We start from the raw sequence: 21,135 nt of genomic DNA, 5'->3' as shown, positions 1-21,135 counted from the left end.
CAATGAACCGCACTGCGCGCGCCCTGGGGTCTTCCGGCCGCGGCGCCCTGCGCCTGACGCTGTATCTGCTGTGGACTCTGCTGCTGATCCCGCTGCAGGCCCTGGCGGTGGCGCGGAACTGGCGTCTGTGCCGCACCCTGCCCGCCTTCTATCACGGCGCCTGTGCCCGGCTGATCGGGCTGGATGTGGTGGTGCGCGGCCAGCAGGCCGACGGGCCGGTGCTGTTCGTGTCCAACCATTCCTCCTACCTGGACATCATTGTGCTGGGGTCGCGGATCCCGGGTTCCTTCGTTGCCAAGTCGGAGGTCGGATCCTGGCCCTTCTTCGGCCTGCTGGCCCGGCTTCAGCGCACGGTGTTCGTGGAACGCAAGGCCCGCGCCTCGGTCGACAAGCAGCGTGACGACATCGGCAGCCGTCTGGATGCCGGCGACAGCCTGATCCTGTTCCCGGAGGGCACCTCCAGCGACGGCAACCGCACCCTGCCCTTCAAGACCGCCCTGTTCGCCGTCGCCGCCCGCCGCATCGACGGCCGTCCGCTGACGGTGCAGCCGGTCAGCATCGCCGCCACCCGCCTGGACGGCATCCCGATGGGCTTCGCCTTCCGCCCCTTCTATGCCTGGTACGGCGACATGGATCTGGCGCCGCACCTGTGGCAGGCCTTCCGCCTGGGCGGCATGACGGTGGAGGTGGAGTTCCATCCGCCGGTGACCATCGACGGCTTCAGCAGCCGCAAGGCGCTGGCCGAGCATTGCCATCGGGTGATTTCCGACGGCGTCGCCCGTGCCATTTCCGGCCGTCCGTCCGTCCCCGCCCCGGCCCAGGAGGCCACGTCTCCGGCCCCTGCTCCCACCGCCGCGAGTGCTTGATTCCGCTCTTGTATCCGATGCGGCACTCGCCTATAAACAGCGGGCGCGCGGGTGTAGCTCAATGGTAGAGCAGAAGCTTCCCAAGCTTACGACGAGGGTTCGATTCCCTTCACCCGCTCCAAACGCCATGCCGGCTGCATGGCATCCGGCCTTGGGCCGCTTCTTCCCGAAAATTTGAAATTTCAAAGACGGGCGGTTCGCACCGATGGGTGCGGATGGGCGCTCTCTTTTGCGTGGGCGGTTCGCCGATGGCGCAATTGCTCGAAGAGCCCCGATCTCCGAAGCTGGGCGCTGCCGTTCAGCAGAGAGAGGGGAACCGCCGATGCCGCCGATCGAAAGAGCCCGCAGGCTGAGCCGCTCGCTGCAGGCGCGCTTCCGCATCGACCTGTTCTCGGCCCTGGTGGAGCGCGAGTTCGAACGGCGTCTGGCCGACACCATCGTCGAGGCCGAACGCGACGCCTACCGGCGCGGGCGGGAAGAGGCACAGGCGGGGCTGGCCACTGGTGCCGTCAGTCCAGTTCAGCGGCCGGAAGCGGCGGTTCGGCCGGACGGCCCGCCCATGACCATGTGAGGCCGGCGCGCTCGGCACAGGCATAATGCCAGGGGCTCTGGTCGCCATGCCCGGCCCAATGGGGGTCGCCGGCACGGATCGGCCGGCCACAGGAACAACACAGCGGCCCGTTGCGGCCGGCACGGCCAGCATGCGCGCGCGATGCACCGGTCTTGGTCGACTTCGGCTTCGGTTCCCAGCCCAATGAGGCGGGATGCCGTCCATACAGCGCCATGGTTTCCCCCGGTTCGCCCAAACTGCGTTTGCCCTATGTGCGAATGACTGTGTGCAAATGACTGTGTGCGGATGATCCCCCGATCCCGCTCCGGCGACCCGCGGCAACGAATCCTCCGAAAACGAGGCCGTCGATAACGATGCCGCCGTGACGGGGCGAGAATGCCGTCCCCGACCCACTTTGCCAACGACAAGGATGGACAGGATCCAACCCGAAATCGCCGGGTTCCCGCCTGTCCAATCTTTCAAAACCATTTCAGTCACAGGGCAGGGTGGCAGAGGACACACAATAATCACCGGCTCTGATGACGGGAGACACATGATTGCGCCTCCCAACTTTCGGTGGTTGCCAGCCAATCGTCTTTTGGTCTGTTTCCGGTCACATCGATGTTCATATCTGCTTAACCAACGGGGACTAGCGTCCGCCGCCTTCGCTGCACTGCGGCATGTTCTTCGTGCGAAGGCGTTCCATGACGGCATTTCTGCTGGATTATCTTCCGACCCTGACCTCTCAGTCCGTCGCGCTGTCGCCGGTTGCGGCAACCGGCATTGCCGGCCTGTCGGCGGCCACCCTGTCGACGCTGCTCGGCGGCCGGCGGGCGATCCTTTTGACGCAGGCGACCGCCTCCTCCCTCTTCCTGCTTCATTTCCTGTTGCTGGGCGCCCAGACCGGCATGCTGATGTGCGGGCTGGGGTTGATCCAGATGGCGGTGCGCGTGCGCCGGCACCCCGGTCGGGCGCTCGGCCTTCTCTATGGGCTGACCGTTCCGGCGGCCCTGGCGGTGGCGGCGCTGAGCTGGCAGGGGCCGATGTCGGCGCTGTCGGCCACCGGCTTCCTGCTGGCCACGCTCGGCCGCTGGCAGAGCGAGGTCGGGCGGATGCGTCTGTTCTTCATCCTGGCGACCCTGGTCGGGTCGGGACACAATCTGCTGGCCGGGTCGGTCTTCGGGCTGGTGTCGGACGCGATGGGCCTCTCCGGTCATTGCATCGGCCTGTGGCGGGCGGGAATCTTCCGCGGCCGTCCGCTCCCCGCACGCATCGCCTCCGACCAGGTGGCGGCATAAGGCGTTCCTGTCCGTCTTCCCGCCCAGTCTCTCCCGCCCAGTCTCTCCCGCCCAGTCTCTCCCGGAGTGCTCCCGGTGGCTGGTGGGAACATTCGGCCCTGCGCATTGGTTGTGGCAGCGTAGGGGACGCATGGGAGGGCTTGCCGTCATGGAAAAGGACGAGATCGTCGACACGCTGAATGAGCTGATCCGCATCGTCGAGGACAGCCACGAAGGCTACCGGCAGGCTGCCGAATCCGCCGAGGACGAGGATCTGAAGGCCCTGTTCAACGATCTTGCCGCCCAGCGCGGCGCCATCGTGCGCGAGATTCAGCGGCTGGTCGCCGAACAGGGCGGGGCGCCGGACATGGGCGGCACCATGTTCGGCGGCGCCCACCGCTTCTTCCTGGAACTCAAATCCACCGTGCTCGGCCATGACCGCGCCGCCATCATCACCGAGGTCGAGCGCGGCGAAAGCGAATGCCTGCGCCGCTATGACGAGGCGATGGCGAAGGAGCTTCCGCTGCCGATCACCGCGGTGATCGCCCAGCATCTCGACCGCATCCGTGTCGACCGTGACCGCATGGCGGCCCTGCGTGGGGTGGTGGCTTGATGGTGCGTCGCAGCATTGCGGGTGTGGAAAAGCGGGCGTAGGCTTTTTCCAATGGCTGCAACGAACCGGTACGGCCGCAGGGTTGTGCCGCAGCCATTGCCGATCATCCGGCTCCGGTGGCCGGATGTCCACTCCACCTGGACATGGATTGATGAACAGCGACAAACCGAAGAACGCGGCTCTGGTCGGCAACGATCTGGTGACGATGGGCGCTTTCGCCCTGTATCGCGCCGAGAATGCCCACCGCGTGTCCGAATTCGAGAAGTCCCAGAATGCCGAGGCGGCCATTGCCGCCGATTTCGACGCCTACCGCACCCGTTACCTGCGGAAGTTCAAGGACGTCTTCGAAAGCCTGACCGAACAGGGACTGACCGTCACCCGCGCGGTCTGAGCGTTATGTGGACGGCGCCCGGCACGGCCACCGCCCAGGCCACCGCCAGGGCGACCGCCGCCCGGGCACCGTCCACCCCGCTTCCGTCTGCCAACTCCGCCGCTGCGGCAAGCCGTCCGCATCGGCGGATTGCGGATTGAAACGAATGGGAAAGCTGCCGGGCCGCCGCTATACTGCGCGGCATGGCCCGTATGCTGTTCCTCCGCGACATCGACGCCGACGTGCAACTGCGCTGCCGCGCCTGCGGACATGGCGGCGTGCTGCCCCGTGCCATGCTGGAGCGGCGCTTCGGCCCCAATTACCCGGTTCTGTCGATTGCGCCGCATTACCGCTGCTCGCGCTGCGACTCCCGTGACATCGAAAGCCGGCCGATTCTGGCCGTTCCGGCGCTCCCCACCGCTGCCCCCACCGATGACGAACCGTCCTTCGACGCGCCGCTGGCGGCGCTGAACGGGCTGCTCGCCTCGCTGCGGGGAAACGATGGTCCGGACAAGGCCATGGACAGGGATCCGCCCGCCCCGCCGCCTCCCCCCGCCCCCACCCGCGCCAAACCGCTGTCGGAGCTTCCGCTGTCCGACCTCGTGGCCGACGGGCCGGGAGACGGCGAGGCCGAACCGTTGTGGGAGCCGGTTTCCCTCGCCGACATGGCGGCCCGGCTTGGCCGCAGCGCGCCGCCCGACGAGTGGGACGACGATCCGGATGAGGAAGCGGCTGCGGGCGATCCAAGGTTGCCGGCCAACGACGCGTTGCCGGAACCGGGGCCTGCGGGCATTCCGGACGATGACGATGAGGATGGCGACGACGAGACGCTGATGGCGATGCGCCAGCTGCTGGCGCAGGCCTATGGATCGGATGACGAGTTCGATGACGATCAGGGGGACGAGCGGGGGGAGGATCAGGAAGACGAGCGGGACGGCGCCATGCCGCAGCCTCCCGCCGGCCGTGCTGCGAACCCCGCTGGGCGCCGGCCTGCCGACGATTTCGGCGGCGACAGATTCAGCGGCGATTTGAGCGGCGGAAGGCCCGCCTCCGGTCCTGATGACGACGAACCGCCGGTCTTCTCGCACAAGGTTCTGGTGCGCCGGGATTTCGAGGACGAGTGGGCGGATTCCGATAGCGATGCCGACCCCTGGGCGGCGGACGCGGGAGACGACGACCGCGAGGACGGGTTCGACGACGGGGAGCCGGATGACGGGGAGCCGGAGGGCGAGGAACCGTCGGAGGAGGAGATCCTGTCCTTCGCCATCCGCGACCCGGAAAAGCCCGCCACAGCCTCCCGTCCCGTCAAACCTGCGCCGCCGGCCGCCGAGCCGCTCGACTTCGACCAGCACCGCGCCGAACGCCGCGCCCTGCGCCCGTCGCCGCCGGAGGATGAGGAAGGCTTCGACCGCACCCTGGCTGCCCTGCGGTCGATGATCGAGGATGCGGCGAGCGGGACGGAGGAGGAGGACGCCCCGCCCCCGCCCCCGCCGCGCAGGACGCCGCGCGGCGCTGGCCAGACGGCCGACAAATCCGCGGCGAAGCCGGTGGACAAGCCTGTCCGCCGCGAGGACGAGGACGAGCCGCCGGCCGGGCGGGACGACGACGATGGCTGGTCGCTGCCGGCCGGCTGGGGCGATCCCGACCCGGCGCCGGAGCCGGCCGCACCGGACCCCGACGCGGCTCCCGCCGGGCGCCGCTCGGCCCAGGAGCGCGAGATCGAGGAGGCGATGAAGGCCCTGCGCGGGTTGATCGAGGACGAGGTGAACGCCGACCCGCCGGCCTCCCCGCCAGCATCTCCCTTGGCATCTCCTCCGGCACCTCCGCCGGCCCAGCCGAAGCCCCGTGCCGGCAAGCCGCGCCAGGCCCGCAGCGGACCGGCCGCGCCGGATGCCGTCCGTCCGCACAGCGTCCAGGCACCGGATGTGGCGCCACCGGAAGAGGACATGTCCGGCAAGCCTGCCGGCGAGCCGACGCCGCTCAGCAAGACCATCGCCGCGCTGCGCGGCATGCTGGAGCTGGACGGCCGGCGCAAGCGCTGACGCCCCGTCCCCTCCGGCCGGAGGACGCTTATCGCCGCAGGCGCTTTTCCTGCATGATTTCCAGCTGCAGCTGCTGGATCTCGGTCAGCCGCTGCCACTGGCGCTGGATCAGATAATCCATCTTTTCGTGCAGGTGCCGGATTTCCAGCTCGGCCTTCAGGTTGACGCGATAGTCGTTTTCGGAGCGCAGCCGGTCCTTCGCCTCCTGCCGCTTCTGGCTCATCATGATGACCGGCGCCTGGATGGCGGCCAGACAGGACAGCAGCAGGTTCAGCAGGATGAAGGGATAGGGATCGAAGGCGCGCGCATCGCCCTCGACGATGTTGATCAGCATCCACACGCCGAGGAAGAAGGCGAAGGAGAGCAGGAAGGCCCAGCTGCCGCCGAAGGTGGCGAGGCCGTCCGACAGCCGTTCGCCCAGCGTGCGGTGGTCGTCGTATTCCTCATCCGGGTTCTCGGCCAGCGTCTCGTGCCGGGCGAGGCTTTCGGCGACCTCGCGGTCCAGCTCGCTGAGTTCGCCATGCTCCTCCTTCAGCAGCTCGGCGACATAGAGCGAACGGTAGCGCGCCAGCTCCTGCCGGCTGATCTGCGCGTCATGCTCCAGATGCGGGTGGTCGTGGCGGATGCGGTCGGCCAGGCTGGGGCGCAGCGCGTCGAGCGCGATCAGGTCGCGCTTCGGCCGGCGCTTGCCGCTGATGGCGCAGGGCTGCCGCTTGGACGCCAGCGTCCCGCCGTTGTCCTCCAGGTCGGCGGCATCGTGTTCGGTCGACGGCGAGGTCGGCTCCGCGGACTCGTCACCGTCCTCCGGTGGAAACTGATGATCGGCCATGATGTCGCCCTCCCTGCATGCACACTCCGGCGCGGGCGACTTTATGCCCGATTATTTTGACAATCCGGTTAAATCACCGAAAGGCGAAGACCGCGGGTAAGGAAGCGGTCGCCTTGCAAAGACTGGACAGGGCCGGCGATGCCCGTCGCATTGGCTGTCCATCGGGCAATTCCAGATGAAATCCGGTTCATCTTCGCCCCGAACGGCCAGCACCAACGGAAAAGGGGCCGCCTTGCGGCAGCCCCTATCCTTACCTACGAACCGTTCGGGACGGTCAGCCGATGCGCCAGACGTCCGGGCTGTTCTCCAGCCGCTTCAGGACGTTGACGCGCTGCTGCTCGATCTCCTCGGGCAGGCGGTCGCCGAAGCGGTTGAACAGCTCCTCCTGGTCCTTCGCCTCGGCCTCGGCCTCCTTGCGGTCGATGTCCATGATCTTGGCGAACTTGTCGGCCGGGAAGGTCAGGCCGGACCAGTTCAGATCCTGGTAGCGCGGGGAATAGCCGAAGGGCGATTCCGCCACGTCGGTGGCGCGGCCGCGGACGCGGTCGACGATCCACTTCAGCACGCGCATGTTGTCGCCGAAGCCCGGCCAGACGAACTTGCCGTTCTCGTCCTTGCGGAACCAGTTGACGCGGTAGATGCGCGGCAGGCTCTCGACCTTGCCTTCCATCGACAGCCAGTGGTTCCAGTAGTCGGCCATGTTGTAGCCGCAGAAGGGCAGCATGGCGAACGGGTCGCGGCGGATGGCGGCCTGGCCGACGGCGGCGGCGGTGGCCTCCGACCCCATGGTCGCCGCCCAATAGACGCCTTCGCGCCAGTTGTAGGCCTCGAACACCAGCGGGAAGGTCTTCGACAGGCGGCCGCCGAAGATGAAGGCGCTGATCGGAACGCCGGCCGGATCCTCCCAGGCCGGGTCGATCGACGGGCACTGGGCGGCGGGGGCGGTGAAGCGGCTGTTCGGGTGGGCGGCGACCCGGCCGCAGCCCGGGGTCCAGTCCTTGCCCTGCCAGTCGATCAGGTGCGCCGGCGCCTCGTCGGTCAGGCCTTCCCACCACACGTCGCCGTCGTCGGTCAGCGCGACGTTGGTGAAGATGACGTTGTGGTCCAGCGTCTTCAGCGCGTTCGGGTTCGACTTCACGCTGGTGCCGGGGGCGACGCCGAAGAAGCCGGCCTCCGGGTTGATGGCGCGCAGCGTGCCGTCGGGCTGCGGCTTGATCCAGGCGATGTCGTCACCGATGGTGCGGACCTTCCAGCCCTCGAACTCCTTCGGCGGGACAAGCATGGCGAAGTTGGTCTTGCCGCAGGCCGACGGGAAGGCGGCGCCGACATAGGTCTTCTCGCCGGCCGGGCTTTCCACGCCGAGGATCAGCATGTGCTCGGCCAGCCAGCCCTGCTCGCGGCCCATCGCCGAGGCGATGCGCAGCGCGAAGCACTTCTTGCCCAACAGCGCGTTGCCGCCGTAGCCGGAGCCGTAGGAGACGATGCGGTGCTCGTCGGGGAAATGGACGATGTACTTGTTGTCGGCGTTGCAGGGCCAGGCCACGTCCGGCTGGCCGGGCTCCAGCGGGGCGCCGATGGAATGCAGGCAGGGGACGAAATCGCCGTCGCCGAGGATGTCCAGCACCTTCTGGCCCATGCGGGTCATCAGGCGCATGTTGACCGCCACATAGGGGCTGTCGGAGATCTGCACGCCGATGTGCGCGATGTCGGAGCCCAGCGGACCCATGCTGAACGGCACCACATACAGGGTGCGGCCGCGCATGCAGCCTTCGAACAGGCCGTCCAGTTTGGCCTTCATCTCGGCCGGGTCCATCCAGTTGTTGGTCGGACCGGCTTCCTCGCGCGTTTTCGAGCAGATGTAGGTGCTGTCCTCGACACGGGCGACGTCGCCCGGATCGGAGCGGCAGAGGAAGGAGTTCTGCCGCTTGGCCTCGTTCAGGCGGATGAAGGTGCCGGCCTCGACCATCTCGTTGCAGAGACGGTCATATTCCTCCTGCGAACCGTCGCACCAGTGAACGCGCTCCGGCTTGCATTTCAGGGCGATCTCCTCGACCCAGGCCAGGAGCTTCTTGTTCCGCGTCCGTGTGTTACCAGTCATATCGTCCCTCTCGAAGGCTGGGCCGGTACCACCGCGCCGGGCATGCCCCTGTCCGGGGATCCCGTGGCCGGTCCGGCCGTTCTTTCGTCCGTTGTCGTGTCAGATGGATGGCATCCGCCGCATCAGCGGCGTGCCGGTCCGAACGGGCGGCCGGGCTGCGAACCCGCCGCGTTGCGCTGCACCGGCAGGGTGCGGCGACGATACGGTGCAAAAGGCGGTCCTGAGGCGACAGGTCTGGGGGCCAAGGGCCCGGACGGGAAACGGGTCGATCCGTTATGGTCCACTGAAGTGTTCTCCTGGTTGCGCGTGCCCGCGCGCCGCGTTTTTGTTTTTGGTGCGGCGCCCGGTGGTGTCGAAGCGACCTCTCGGCTGGTCGTTCATTCTAACGGTTGACAGGCTGACGGTTGGCTTCTCGTCTCTCTCGTTTTCGTTTTTCGCTGACCGTTCTTTTTGTTCTTTTCGATCTTTTTCTTGTTTTTGTGCGGCGGCACCGCTGTCAGGTGCCTCCGCCACCGTCCGGTGGGGTTCCAGCCGTTCTTGTCCCGGATGTCGATCCTCCGGGTTGTCCCGACCCGTCCGGCGGCCGGACCAGCGTGTCCAGCATCAGTTTAGCCGATTCGGGGTCATGGATTCTCTGCTCAAAATCGACGCGGGCGACGTACCCCCCGCGTCGCAGGTCGCATCCCTCCGGGTCGATGCCGGTCAAGCTCCAGCCGTCCTTTTCACCATCGGCGGCGGGCGCCAGCCGGGGGCCGTACCCCTCGCCGTTCAGCCGGTCGAGCAACGCCGCCTCGCCCGCCGCCAATGCAGGGGCGGCAGCGGGAAGGTCCAGCTCCGCGGCGGACAGCCAGTGGATGCGGCCGAAGCCGGCGACCAGGTGGGCGCGCTCCACCGCCACGCGGTAGATCGCGAAGTCGCCGAAACCGGCATAGAGGGCAGCGTCGGGATGGCGGCGCAGGTAGCGCGCGCGGTGCTCCGGATCGTCCGACCGCGCGGCCCGGCCCTGAACCGACAGGCGCGCGCCGGTCAGCGGCTGCGCCAGCCCGGCGGTGCCGTCGAACAGCAGCCCGACCCGGCCGTCGGCCAGCAGGTTGCGCGTGTGGTCGGCGAGGGTGGAGAGCAGCAGCAGCGGGCTGCCGTCATGGTCGAACGCCACCAGCACCAGCGAGGGGTAGGGCCAGCCGGCGGCATCCGCCATCGCCCCGGCACCCTCGTCGGTCGGCCGCTGCACGGTCGCCAGAGCGGCACGGTCGCAGGCGCGCATCAGGCGCCGGGCGCGTAAGGCCGGAGCCATGGTCGCCGGAGCCGCACCGCTCCGGTCGGGACCCGGCGGCGTCGCGCCCCCCTGGCCGTCCGCAGTGGCGCCGGCCGGAGAGGACGCGGAAAGGGCGTTCGAAAAACTCATTCCAAAACGAGCGCGTTCTCCCGCGCGGCACCGTTGTTCGGCGCCGCATTGCCGCCATATTGGCCCATACAAATGCTGCGGGAAAAGAGAAAACTGCCGCTGGTACCTGGACTCTGGCATAAAGTATTGGAATGACCACTCGTCCTATGCCTGATGTTTCCGCTAACATTACCGGGTCCCGCCAGTTCGACCGCTCCAACCTGTTCCCGACTGTCCGTTCCCCACTATCCGTTCCCGCCTGCCCCTGCCCTGCCCCGCTTCGATAGGATCAGTTACGACCATGGCCCACACCGTCGCCCTGGTGGATGACGACCGCAACATCCTGGCCTCGGTCTCCATCGCCCTGGAGGCCGAGGGCTTCGACGTGCGCACCTACACCGACGGCGCCGAGGCGCTGCGCGGATTGAGCCAGCGCCCGCCCGACCTCGCCGTGCTCGACATCAAGATGCCGCGCATGGACGGCATGGAGTTGCTGCAACGCCTGCGCCAGACCAGCCAGATGCCCGTCATCTTCCTGACCAGCAAGGACGACGAGCTGGACGAGCTGATGGGCCTGCGCATGGGCGCCGACGATTACATCAAGAAGCCCTTCTCGCAGCGCCTGCTGATCGAGCGCATCCGGGCGCTGCTGCGGCGCGAGGCCCTGCGCGGCGAGAGCCCGGAGGTCGATCCCGGCCAGATCATCACCCGCGGCCCGCTGCTGCTGGACGGCGCCCGCCATGCCTGCAACTGGAAGGGCCAGCCGATCGACCTGACCGTGACCGAGTTCCTGCTGGTGCGCGCGCTGGCCCAGCGGCCTGGCCATGTGAAGAACCGCGACCAGCTGATGGACGCGGCCTATGGCGAGCATGTCTATGTCGACGACCGCACCATCGACAGCCACATCAAGCGGCTGCGCAAGAAGTTCAAGGCCATCGACGCCGACTTCTCCCAGATCGAAACGCTCTATGGCGTCGGCTACCGGTACAAGGAATAACGCGGTGTCCACGCTCGGCGGAGCAGGGGGCGGGGCAAGGGGCGGCGCAGGCGGCGGCAGGCGGCGGAGGCTGGGCGGCGTCTCGCCGCTGACCCTGCGCATCCTCGCGGTGAACGTGCTGGCGCTGCTGGTGCTGCTGGCGGGGCTGCTCTATCTCGGGCGCTACCAGGACCGGCTGATCCAGGCGGAGACCGAGGCGCTGGCGACCGAGGCCCGCATCTTCGCCTCCGCGCTCGGCGAAGGGGCGGTGAACCGCATCCTGACCGCCCCCTCCCCCACCGGCGACGAGAGCGGCGAGCGGTTCGAACTGGCGCCCGAACTGGCGCGGCCGATGATCCGCCGGCTGGCGGAGGCGACCTCGACCCGCACCCGCCTCTTCGACATCGACGGCCACATGCTGTCCGACAGCCGGGTGCTGGTGGGATCGCAGGGCCGCATCGAAATCCGCGAGCTGCCGACCCCGCCGTCCGGCGATCCGGTCAGCCGGGCGATCAACGACCTCTACACCCGGCTGATCGACGTGGTTCCCAGCCGCGAAGGGCTGCCGGTCTACCGCGAGGAGCCGGGCCAGCCCAACCCCGACGTGGAGCGTGCGCTGGTCGGCGAGGCGGCGGCCACCGTCTGGCGCGTCGACGGCGCCGGCGGCGATCCGGAACTGCTGCTGACGGTGGCGGTTCCGGTCCAGCGCTACCGCGAGGTGCTGGGGGCGGTGCTGCTGACCCGCGGCGGCGGCGAGATCGACCGCGCCATCCGCTCCGTCCGCTTCGACATCCTGCGGGTGTTCGGCGTGGCGCTGCTGGTGACCATCGGCCTCTCCTTCTATCTGGCCGGGACCATCGCCCGGCCGATCCGCCGGCTGGCCCAGGCCGCCGACCGGCTGCGCACCAGCCACGGGCGGCATGCCGAAATCCCCGACCTGACCCGCCGCGGCGACGAGATCGGCGAGCTGTCCGGCGTGCTGCGCGAGATGACCGACGCGCTGTGGACGCGAATGGACGCCATCGAGCGCTTCGCCGCCGACGTCGCCCACGAGATCAAGAATCCGCTGACCTCGCTGCGCAGCGCCGTGGAGACGGCGGAGCGCGTCAGAGACCCGCGCCACCGCGACCGGCTGATGGCGATCATCGCCGACGACGTGCAGCGGCTGGACCGGCTGATCAGCGACATCTCCAACGCCTCCCGCCTGGATGCCGAACTGTCGCGGGCCGAGCCGGAGCCGGTGGACATCGGCCTGCTGCTGACCATGCTGGCCGAACTGCGCCAGACGGTTGCCGCAACCCTGGACGAGCGGGTGGCGGCCGGGGACGGCGAGGACGGTGGGATCCGGCCGCGGCCGCCGCGGGTCGTGCTCGACCTGCCGGCCGGCGAGCGGCTGGTGGTGCCGGGGCTGGAAGGACGCCTGACCCAGCTGTTCCAGAACCTGATCGACAACGCCGTCTCCTTCTCGCCGCCCGGCGGCACGGTGCGGCTGACCGCAAGGCGCAGCGGCCGCAGCGTCAAGGTGGTCGTGTCGGACCAGGGGCCGGGCATCCCCGACGGCAAGGAGGAGGCGATCTTCGACCGCTTCTACACCGAACGTCCGGCGGGCGAGAAATTCGGGACCCACTCCGGTCTCGGCTTATCAATTGTCAAGCAGATAGTCAGTGCACACAATGGTTCTGTATTTGCGAAAAATCGTCATGTATCGGACGGGACCATCGAGGGCGCCGACTTCGTGGTGACTCTGCCTTTGCTGTGAGAAACTCTGCGGAATTTCATACATCCTTCTCACTCTCGGCTAGACAAGCCCTGTCCGAGCATCGATCATGATCCCGGTCGTTCTCGCTTGTCGGCTGCCGGGTCGGTCGGACCATGCCGGTCCGGTTGCATGTGCCTGCACATGCGGCAACGGGAGGGTGGCCATACCCCGGGACAAAGATGTGGGGTTGCCATGCCTGAGTGCGTTCCGCCCGAATCCTCCTCCGTGCATACGCTGTCCCCGACCGGCCGCCGTTCCGCCGCCCCGGGTTCCGCCGCCCCGAGTTCCGCCGGCGGTGCCGTGCCGGGCGACGTCGTCGACCTGCGCCGCTACCGTCTGGCCCGCCTGATCCGGGATGCCGGCCGGCAGCAGGGGGAGCTGGCAAGGATGATGCGGCAATCCGCGCAGGAGCGGACCCAGCTCGCCGAGGCCCTCCAGGGGGCGCAGCGCCACCTCGCCAGCATCGCCGACAACTACAAGGTCCTGCTGGTGCGGCTGAAGCGGGAGAAGGACTTCCGCGACGCCTGCCAGGAGGCGGCGGAGCTGGAGGATCTGGACGAGATGATCCGCCGCCGCGACGCCCTTGCCCAGGAGCTGGAGGCGATCCGCCGCACGCCCCGCGGCGCTGCGGGCGCCTGACGGCGCGCTCACCCCGGCCAGCAGCGGCACCATTCGCGCCGGTGCTCTCCGCCCGACCGTTCGCAACGGCCATCGTCCGCACCGAAAGAACGGTTGGAAGCGGATGGGGGATCCCGGACAGGTTTCCCCGCCTGACCTTGCGGGACACCGTTCCGTTCCCATTGACAGAACCTGCGCCACGTCTCACCTTCGCCAGACTATGGTGACGATTCACGGCACCTGCGTCTTGCTCTCCGGCATCGGCGTGCTGCTGCGTGGGGAGTCCGGACGGGGAAAATCGGATTTGGCCTTGCGACTGATCGATGGCGGAGCCTTGCTGGTCGCGGATGACCGGGTGGCGCTGCATTGCGAATCCGGCCGCCTGACCGCCTCTCCCCCGCCCGCCCTGGCCGGGCTGCTGGAGGTGCGGGGCGTCGGCATTCTTCCCGTTCCGTCCGCCGGGCCGGCCCCGGTCGGTCTGGTCGTCGACCTGCTGGAGCGTGACGCGGTCGACCGCCTGCCGGAGGCGGAGACCGACACGCTGCTGGGCATCGCCCTGCCCCGCCTGGGCCTGCACGCCTTCGATGCCTCCACCCCCGCGAAGATCCGCCTTGCCGCCGCCAGCCTGCGCGGCGGACGGCTGGACCGGGTGCCCGCCAGCCTTTCGGCCCTATCATGAAACCTCCCGACACACTGATGTCCGACGTGCCGACCGACCCTGCCGCCCCTGCCGCCCGCGGGCGCATCGTTCTGGTCACCGGCATGTCGGGGGCCGGCATGTCGGTGGCGCTGAAGGCGCTGGAGGATCTGGGCTACGAGGCGGTGGACAATCTGCGCCTGTCGCTGGTGCCGGCGCTGATCCGGCAGGCCGATCCGAAGCGCCGGCCGCTGGCCCTGGTGATCGACAGCCGCACCCGCGACTTTTCCGCGCAGAACTTCCTCGACGAGCTTGAGGAGCTGCGGCGCGACGGCGATCTCGACGTGCGCCTGGTCTTCCTCGAATGCGGCGACGAGGTGCTGCAACGCCGCTTCACCGAGACGCGCCGCCGCCATCCGCTGGCGGAGGACCGCACGGTGCCCGACGGCATCCAGCGCGAACGCGCCCTGCTGTTCCCGCTGAAGGAGGAAGCCGACGTCACCATCGACACGACGCAACTGTCCATTCACGATTTGCGGCGCATCCTGTCCGGGCATTTCCGGCGTGACGCCCAGGCAGCCTTGCAGGTGTTCGTGACCTCCTTCTCCTTCCGCCAGGGTCTGCCGCGCGAAGCCGATCTGGTCTTCGACGTGCGGTTCCTGACCAACCCGCATTACGACCCGGAGCTTCGGCCGCTGACCGGCCTGAACCCGGCCGTCGCCGCGCGGGTGGAGAGCGATCCCGATTTCCCCGCCTTCTTCGGCAACCTGACGGAGCTGCTTCGCCCGCTGCTGCCGCGCTACAACCAGGAAGGCAAGAGCTACCTGACCATCGCCATCGGCTGCACCGGCGGCAAGCACCGGTCGGTCTTCATCGCCGAACGGCTGGCGGCCTGGCTGAAGGACCAGGGGCTGCGGGTCAATCTCAGCCACCGCGAACTGGAACGGCTGGGCTTGCGGACAGCCGGGGCCGGCCCCGCCTCCAACCAGCAGGCCGGCAGCCAGCAGGCCAACCATCAGGCCAACCATCAGGCCAACCATCAGGGATGATGCAAATTGCGCCTTGACGACCATGCGTCCAACCAACGATCCAGATGCGATGAGCGCTGCCGCCCCGCGGCGGCGGCCCTCGCGCAGGTCTCCGGGGAGGACCCAACCTTGAAGGATGTCCCATGATCGGTATGGTTCTTGTCACCCACGGGCGGCTGGCCGAGGAATTTATCGCCGCACTGTTCCACGTGGTGGGCGAACAGCAGCAGGTGCGCGCCGTGTGCATCGGCCCGGACGACGACATGGAACAGCGCCGCCAGGACATCCTGAACTCGGTGGCGGAGGTCGACGACGGGTCGGGCGTCGTGGTGCTGACCGACATGTTCGGCGGCACGCCGTCCAACCTCGCCATCTCCATCATGGACAAGGCGAAGGTCGAGGTGATCGCCGGCGTCAACCTGCCGATGCTGATCAAGCTCGCCAGCGTGCGCAAGACCGAGCCGCTGGACAAATCGGTGATCGCCGCCCGCGATGCCGGCCAGAAATACATCAACGTCGCCTCCACCCTCCTGTCGGACTGACCGCCTGCGATGAGCCCCACCGACGACACGGCATCCGCCGACGGCGAAATCCGCCGCACCGCCACCATCACCAACCAGCGTGGCCTGCACGCGCGCGCCTCGGCCAAGTTCGTCAAGCTGGTCGCCACCTTCGATGCCGAGATCTCGGTGCGCCGCGGCGAGTCCGTGGTGTCCGGCGAGTCGATCATGGGGCTGATGATGCTGGCCGCCGGTCCCGGCACCACGGTCGAGCTGCGCGCCAGCGGCGCCCAGGCCGATGCCGCGATGGACGCCCTCCTGGACCTGATCAACCGCAAGTTCGATGAAGAATGACCTGCCCCCCGCCGGCCAGACCGGCGGCCCGGTGTCCGGCCCCGACCGCGGCGGTTCCGGCGGCACCCCGTCGCCCGAGCCGGTGAGCGCTTCGGCCAGCACGTCCGCCAGCGCGGCGGCGCGCGCCCTGCGCGGCCTGGGCGTGTCGCCCGGCATCGCCATCGGCCCGGCTCATGTGGTGGAAAGCGGCGCCGTCGCCATCCCCGAATATGCCATCGAACCGCCAGCGGTCGAGGCGGAGGTCGCCCGCTTCAACGAGGCGGCGACGAAGGCGCGCCGGCAGATCAAGAAGCTGAAGAGCAAGGCGCTCGTCCTGCCCGACTCGGCGTCGGAGGAGATCGGCTTCCTGCTCGACGCCCACCTGTCGATGGTCACCAACTCGCGCCTGACCCGCGGGGTGGAGCATCGCATCAAGCAGGACCGGATCAACGCCGAGGCCGCCATCCAGGCGGAGATCGCCGCCATCGCCGCGACCTTCGCCGGCATGGACGACGCCTATCTCGCCGCCCGCATCGACGACATCCGCGAGGTCGGGCGGCGGCTGACCCGCAACCTGATGAAGCAGGAATACCGGGCCTTCAGCAGCCTGCCCCCCGGCAGCATCATCCTGGCGGAGGAGCTGACCCCCGCCGACACCGCCCTGCTCGACCCCAGCGTCGTCGGCGGCTTCGCCACCGTGCTGGGCGGGGCGGAGGGGCACACCGCCATCCTCGCCCGTTCGCTCGGCCTGCCGGCGGTGCTGGGCGCGCCCGGCCTGCTGGCCGGCGTGCGCAACGGCGTGACGGTGATCGTCGACGGGCTTCAGGGCCGCGTGCTGATCGACCCGCCGGCCGACGTGCTGGCCGATTACAGCGAGCGCCGCGCCGCCCGCGAGCGCGAGCGCCAGGGGCTGAAAAGCCTGCGCAAGCTGCCCGCCGTCACCCGCGACGGCACCGCCATCACGCTGATGGCGAACCTGGAGCTGCCGCGCGATCTCGACCACGCGCTGGAACATGGCGCCCAGGGCATCGGCCTGCTGCGGACCGAGTTCATGTTCATGAACCGCGACCATCTGCCCGACGAGGATGAGCAGTACGCCGTGCTGCGCACCATGATCGAGGGGATGGGCGGCCGCACCGTCACCGCCCGCACCATGGATCTGGGCGGCGAGAAGCTGGCCGGCTGGATGGCCGGGCGCTATGGCGAGCCGGCCAACCCGGCGCTGGGGCTGCGCGCCATCCGGCTGGGCTTGCGCGAACCGAAGCTGCTGGAGACGCAGCTCGCCGCCATGCTGCGCGCCGGCGTCCACGGTCCGCTGCGCATCCTGCTGCCGATGATCGCCTCGGTCACCGAGGTGCAGAAGGTGCGCGAGATGATGGGGCAGGTCGCCCGCCGGCTGCGCCGCCGCGGCGTCGCCATCGCCGACCCGCTGCCGCCGGTGGGCGTGATGGTGGAGGTGCCGGGGGCGGCGCTGGCCGCCGACGCGCTGGCCTATGCCGCCGACTTCTTCTCCATCGGCACCAACGACCTGACCCAGTACACGCTGGCCATCGACCGCGCCGACGAACAGGTCGCCACCCTCTACGACCCGCTGCATCCGGCCGTGCTGCGGCTGATCCAGTTCACGGTGGAGGCCGCCCTGCGCGCCCGCATCCCGGTGTCGGTCTGCGGCGAGATCGCCGGCGATCCGCGCTACACGGCGTTGCTGCTGGGGCTGGGCGTGCGCGAGCTGTCGATGGCGCCGCTGGCGGTGCCGGCGGTGAAGAAGCGCATCCGCTCGCTCGACCTGGTGGAGGCGGGCCGCCGCGCCCGCGTCATCATGGACCAGAGCGACAGCGGCCGCATCGCCACGCTGCTGGACGATTTCAACGCGACCCTGTGACGGTCTGACGGGTGGGATGGGGGCGGAAAGCCCCCCTCTCACGGCGCCTTCCGCCCCGCCATATGGCCGAGATAGGCGACGACCCGATCCAGATCGGCATCGCTCAGCATCGCCGGGTCGAAGCCCGGCATCTGCTGGCCCGGCCATGTCCGGACCGAGCGGGGATCGCGGATCAGCGTCTTCAGCCCGGCGGGCGTGAGGTATTCGGTCGGGTTCATCGGCCGGTTCAGGTCCGGCCCCATCGTGGCGCTGCCGGCGCCGTTCAGCGTGTGGCAGGCCATGCACTGGGTGATGAACACCGCCTGTCCGGCACGGATGGCCGAGTCGGCGGGCAGCCCCTGCTCGACCGCCAGCTGCGGCCAGCGGCGCAGCGGGTCGTCGGAGGCGACGATGCGGGCCAGCTGATAGGGCCATTGTTCGCTGCGCACCCCCGACGCCTCCGGCCGCACCCAGACCAGATAGAAGGGACCGGCGGAGACCTCCTTGCCCGGCAGGTTGGGCCAGGGCCGGTCGGCCGGCTCCACCGCCAGGAAGGCGACGGCGCCGTCGGGACCGCTGCGCAGGCACAGCTCCGGCGGCAGCTGCGCGGTGAAGCCGTCCGACGCCACCCCCTCCAGCACCGTGCCGGGCGGGAAGTCCGCAGTGCCCAGCAGGCTGGCGAGCGGCACGGCGCGGTAACTCATCGGCCGGCCATAGGAGATGTCGGCCGGGATGTCGACGGTCACCGTGTCGGGCCGGGCCAGCAGGGTGTCGCGGTCGAACACCCGCTCGGTTCCGGCGGTGGCGATGGTCAGCGCCGGCCCGCCGGCCAGTGCCGGATGCAGCGGCAGGGCAACGAGCAGCAAAGACAGGGCGGCAAGCAGGCGTCCAGCCACAGGCCCAAGCGACGGCTTCCTCATTCCAGATCGTCCTCCCCTTCGTCGTCATCCCAGGATTCGTCATCGGCGCCGGAGCGCCGCAGGGCGGCGGAGGCCGGCTCCCGCTCCAGCCGCTCGATCTGTTCGGGATGGGTGATCTCGATCATGGGGCCATTGCGCAACGTGATCCAGCCCCGCACGCGCACCCGGCGGCCCTCGTAGGACAGCGGGTCGATGCCGGCGCGGATGACCTCGCGCATCGCGGCGCGGCCGATATGGACGGTGACGTCGCTGCGCCAGTCGGTGCCGAAATCCAGCCAGCCCTCGCCGCCGCTCTTGGACACCGCCAGCACCACCCCTTCCACCAGCTGGAAGCTGTCGCGGTCGCGGAAAATCTCCTCCGGGTCGGCGGCCTCGCGCACCGCATAGACCCGGCTGCGCCACAGCCCGCGCCCGGCGTTGCGCGCGGTCTCCTCGCCGGCCAGCAGCTCCGCGGCATAGGCACGGGCGTCGGGCCGGGTGTGGACCCGCGCCAGCCCGCGGACCAGCAGCGCCGATTGCAGCCACAGCCCGTCCTCCCGCACCAGATGGGCGAGCAGCCGGCCATGGCGGTCGGTCGGCGCCGGCCCGTGCAGGACGACACGGCGGCCGAGCGCCAGATCGGCCAGCGCCGCGGTCGCCGCCTCCGCCAGCGGCCAGACCCGCCCGTCGGCGGGATCGGCGTTGCGCGGCGGCTTGGCCGCGTCGATCCCGGCCAGCCGGACCCGGCGGCCGTCCTCAAGCTCCAGCGTGTCGCCGTCCAGCACGGCGGTGACCCGCAGCCCGTCCGCCGAAGCGGCGACCGGCAACAGGCCGCACAGCAGCAGGCCGGTCAGCAACAAGACCGGCAGTCGCACTAGCGGGAGCGTGACACGTCGCATCGGGAAGGCCGTCCTTGCGGAACATCCGCCGCCGGGCGGGGTTCTGACCGGTATGCCGACCGATCTCCCCTTCCGCAAGCCCCTCCGCGCCACACTGGCCGCCCTCCTGCTGGCAGCCGCCGCGCCCACCCTGGCCGTACCCGCGCCGGCCCGCGCCGGGCTGCTCGACACTGTGCTGTCCGGCGGCGACGAGGCGGCGCTGGGGGCGCAGGAACACCCGAAGATCCTGGCCCAGTTCGGCGGGGCGGTGAAGGATGCCCGGCTCCAGGGCTACATCGACCGGCTCGGCCGCAAGCTCGCCGCCACCACGGCGCTGGCGCGCGATCCCTGGACCTTCACCGTGCTGGACAGCGACGTGGTCAACGCCTTCGCCCTGCCCGGCGGCTATGTCTACGTCACCCGCGGCCTGCTGGCGCTGGCGAAGGACGAGGCCGAGGTGGCCGGCGTGCTGTCGCACGAGATAGGCCATGTCACCGCCCACCATTCGGCGCAGCGCCAGACCCGGCAGACCATCGCCGGGCTGCTCGCCGCCGGGGTCGGGCTGGTGTTCGGCAACGACACGCTGGCGCAGCTGGCCGGGCTGGGCGGCACCGCCGTCGTCGCCAGCTATTCGCGCGAGCAGGAGCTGGAGGCCGACCAGCTCGGCGTCGAGACGCTGCGGCGGACCGGTTACGACCCCTTCGCCATGGCGACCTTTCTGGAGACGCTGCGCCGCGACAGCCAGTATGAGGGCCTGCGCGCCGGCAACAAGGGCGGCGACGGCTTCGACTTCCTCGCCAGCCATCCGGCGACCGAGGAGCGCGTCCGCCGCGCCGCCGACCTTGCCCGCGCCATCCCGCCGGGCGGCGCTCGTCCGCGCGATCCTTACCTGGTGGCGGTCGATGGCATGATCTATGGCGACAGCCCGGAGAACGGCTATGTCCGCGGCCGCAACTTCGCCCACCCGCAGCTTGGCATCGCCTTCACCGTGCCGCAGGGCTACTCGCTGCTGAACGGCGCCGATCAGGTGGTCGCCAAGGGACCGAACGGTACCGCCATGGCCTTCGACGGCGGATCGGCGGCCGGCGTGTCAGACCCGGCCGGCTTCCTGACCGGCGTGTGGGGCAAGGACGCGACGCTGTCGAACCTCCAGCGTCTCACCATCGGCGGCATGGCGGCGGCGACCGCCACCACGCGCGGCGAGACCGACGGCACCAGCGCCGACATCCGTCTGGTGGCGATCCGCGCGCCGGACGGCAAGATGTACCGCTTCACCTTCCTGGCGCCCGCCGGATCGCTGGCTCGTTTCGACAGCGATTTCCAGGCGGCGGCCAACAGCTTCCACCGCATGACCGCGGAGGAGGCCGCCGGCTACCGCCCGCGCCGGGTGCAGGTGACGGCGGTGCAGCCCGGCGACAGCGTTGCCGGCCTCGTCCGCCGCATGCCGCAGGAACCCTATGCCGAAGAGTTGTTCCGGATCATCAACGACCTCCCGCCCGGCACGCCGCTGCAACCCGGCCAGCAGGTGAAGGTGATTGTCGGGGAGTAGCGGCAACCCCAAGCATGAGCATGACCGCATGAAATCCGCGTAAGGATACAGCCCCGCGGGTTGCCCCC

General features: G+C 69.4%; 20 protein-coding genes and 1 tRNA gene. 16 read left to right on the top strand and 5 right to left on the bottom strand.

The annotated features are described in order from the left end of the window. Window positions 1-2: 2 nt before the first annotated feature. From CRT60_RS34575 to CRT60_RS34545, 7 genes are all read left to right on the top strand, one after another. Window positions 3-866 carry a lysophospholipid acyltransferase family protein gene (locus CRT60_RS34575; protein WP_098740855.1) on the top strand — a complete coding sequence of 288 codons (864 nt, stop codon included), beginning with the start codon at window positions 3-5 and terminating at the stop codon, window positions 864-866. A gap of 47 nt (window positions 867-913) precedes the next feature. Continuing rightward, window positions 914-987 (top strand) — tRNA-Gly (locus tag CRT60_RS34570). A 201-nt stretch (window positions 988-1,188) separates the two neighbouring features. Next, window positions 1,189-1,437, top strand: coding sequence for a hypothetical protein (locus CRT60_RS34565; RefSeq protein ID WP_098740854.1), 249 nt, complete (start codon window positions 1,189-1,191; stop codon window positions 1,435-1,437). Window positions 1,438-2,120: 683 nt separating this feature from the next. Continuing rightward, window positions 2,121-2,714 carry a YgjV family protein gene (locus CRT60_RS34560; RefSeq protein ID WP_161958152.1) on the top strand — a complete coding sequence of 198 codons (594 nt, stop codon included), beginning with the start codon at window positions 2,121-2,123 and terminating at the stop codon, window positions 2,712-2,714. Window positions 2,715-2,862: 148 nt separating this feature from the next. Further along, the gene (locus CRT60_RS34555; RefSeq protein ID WP_098740852.1) at window positions 2,863-3,306 is read left to right on the top strand and encodes a ferritin-like domain-containing protein; all 444 of its coding nucleotides are present in this window, start codon (window positions 2,863-2,865) and stop codon (window positions 3,304-3,306) included. Window positions 3,307-3,457: 151 nt separating this feature from the next. Continuing rightward, window positions 3,458-3,697: a hypothetical protein gene (locus tag CRT60_RS34550; protein WP_098740851.1), complete on the top strand. Its 240-nt coding sequence runs from the start codon at window positions 3,458-3,460 to the stop codon at window positions 3,695-3,697. Between the two features lie 191 nt (window positions 3,698-3,888). Further along, complete coding sequence (locus CRT60_RS34545; RefSeq protein ID WP_143273439.1) at window positions 3,889-5,718, top strand: hypothetical protein; 1,830 nt, start codon at window positions 3,889-3,891, stop codon at window positions 5,716-5,718. Window positions 5,719-5,746: 28 nt separating this feature from the next. Here CRT60_RS34545 and CRT60_RS34540 read toward each other — a convergent pair whose 3' ends face one another. From CRT60_RS34540 to CRT60_RS34530, 3 genes are all read right to left on the bottom strand, one after another. Next, window positions 5,747-6,547, bottom strand: coding sequence for a DUF1003 domain-containing protein (locus CRT60_RS34540; RefSeq protein WP_098740849.1), 801 nt, complete (start codon window positions 6,545-6,547; stop codon window positions 5,747-5,749). A gap of 274 nt (window positions 6,548-6,821) precedes the next feature. After that, entirely contained in the window at window positions 6,822-8,645 is a 1,824-nt protein-coding gene (locus CRT60_RS34535) for a phosphoenolpyruvate carboxykinase (GTP) (protein WP_098740848.1), read from the bottom strand. A 496-nt stretch (window positions 8,646-9,141) separates the two neighbouring features. Continuing rightward, window positions 9,142-9,939: a HugZ family pyridoxamine 5'-phosphate oxidase gene (locus CRT60_RS34530; RefSeq protein ID WP_244592907.1), complete on the bottom strand. Its 798-nt coding sequence runs from the start codon at window positions 9,937-9,939 to the stop codon at window positions 9,142-9,144. 391 nt (window positions 9,940-10,330) lie between these two features. On the opposite strand from CRT60_RS34530, the gene CRT60_RS34525 reads away from it, so the two are divergent. From CRT60_RS34525 to ptsP, 8 genes are all read left to right on the top strand, one after another. Then, window positions 10,331-11,026, top strand: coding sequence for a response regulator transcription factor (locus CRT60_RS34525; protein WP_098740846.1), 696 nt, complete (start codon window positions 10,331-10,333; stop codon window positions 11,024-11,026). Next, window positions 10,998-12,764 carry a stimulus-sensing domain-containing protein gene (locus CRT60_RS34520; RefSeq protein ID WP_425290425.1) on the top strand — a complete coding sequence of 589 codons (1,767 nt, stop codon included), beginning with the start codon at window positions 10,998-11,000 and terminating at the stop codon, window positions 12,762-12,764. The genes CRT60_RS34525 and CRT60_RS34520 overlap by 29 nt, the downstream gene beginning before the upstream one ends. A gap of 225 nt (window positions 12,765-12,989) precedes the next feature. After that, the gene (locus tag CRT60_RS34515) at window positions 12,990-13,403 is read left to right on the top strand and encodes a hypothetical protein (RefSeq protein ID WP_244592906.1); all 414 of its coding nucleotides are present in this window, start codon (window positions 12,990-12,992) and stop codon (window positions 13,401-13,403) included. A gap of 199 nt (window positions 13,404-13,602) precedes the next feature. Next, the gene (locus CRT60_RS34510; protein ID WP_098740843.1) at window positions 13,603-14,061 is read left to right on the top strand and encodes an HPr kinase/phosphorylase; all 459 of its coding nucleotides are present in this window, start codon (window positions 13,603-13,605) and stop codon (window positions 14,059-14,061) included. Between the two features lie 17 nt (window positions 14,062-14,078). Continuing rightward, window positions 14,079-15,068 carry an RNase adapter RapZ gene (gene rapZ / locus CRT60_RS34505; RefSeq protein ID WP_098740842.1) on the top strand — a complete coding sequence of 330 codons (990 nt, stop codon included), beginning with the start codon at window positions 14,079-14,081 and terminating at the stop codon, window positions 15,066-15,068. A 122-nt stretch (window positions 15,069-15,190) separates the two neighbouring features. Then, a complete protein-coding gene (locus CRT60_RS34500; RefSeq protein ID WP_042690507.1) occupies window positions 15,191-15,589 on the top strand; it encodes a PTS sugar transporter subunit IIA in 399 nt (132 codons plus the stop codon). A gap of 9 nt (window positions 15,590-15,598) precedes the next feature. Then, window positions 15,599-15,901, top strand: a complete 303-nt coding sequence (locus CRT60_RS34495; protein WP_098740841.1) for an HPr family phosphocarrier protein — start codon at window positions 15,599-15,601, stop codon at window positions 15,899-15,901. Further along, complete coding sequence (gene ptsP / locus CRT60_RS34490) at window positions 15,891-17,762, top strand: phosphoenolpyruvate--protein phosphotransferase (RefSeq protein ID WP_098740840.1); 1,872 nt, start codon at window positions 15,891-15,893, stop codon at window positions 17,760-17,762. The genes CRT60_RS34495 and ptsP overlap by 11 nt, the downstream gene beginning before the upstream one ends. A gap of 38 nt (window positions 17,763-17,800) precedes the next feature. Here ptsP and CRT60_RS34485 read toward each other — a convergent pair whose 3' ends face one another. Both CRT60_RS34485 and CRT60_RS34480 read right to left on the bottom strand, forming a co-directional pair. Beyond that, window positions 17,801-18,661, bottom strand: a complete 861-nt coding sequence (locus CRT60_RS34485) for a c-type cytochrome (RefSeq protein WP_098740839.1) — start codon at window positions 18,659-18,661, stop codon at window positions 17,801-17,803. Further along, on the bottom strand, window positions 18,658-19,539 hold the full coding sequence (locus CRT60_RS34480) for a thermonuclease family protein (RefSeq protein ID WP_244592905.1): 882 nt from the start codon (window positions 19,537-19,539) through the stop codon (window positions 18,658-18,660). The genes CRT60_RS34485 and CRT60_RS34480 overlap by 4 nt, the downstream gene beginning before the upstream one ends. A gap of 52 nt (window positions 19,540-19,591) precedes the next feature. Between CRT60_RS34480 and CRT60_RS34475 the strand changes: the two genes are divergently transcribed. Beyond that, entirely contained in the window at window positions 19,592-21,067 is a 1,476-nt protein-coding gene (locus CRT60_RS34475; RefSeq protein ID WP_244592904.1) for a M48 family metalloprotease, read from the top strand. Window positions 21,068-21,135: the final 68 nt, after the last annotated feature.

Source organism: Azospirillum palustre (genome assembly GCF_002573965.1).
Classification (GTDB): Bacteria; Pseudomonadota; Alphaproteobacteria; order Azospirillales; family Azospirillaceae; genus Azospirillum; species Azospirillum palustre.
Note: the sequence above shows the minus strand (reverse complement) of the source record. Positions and strands in the feature narration are given on the sequence as shown.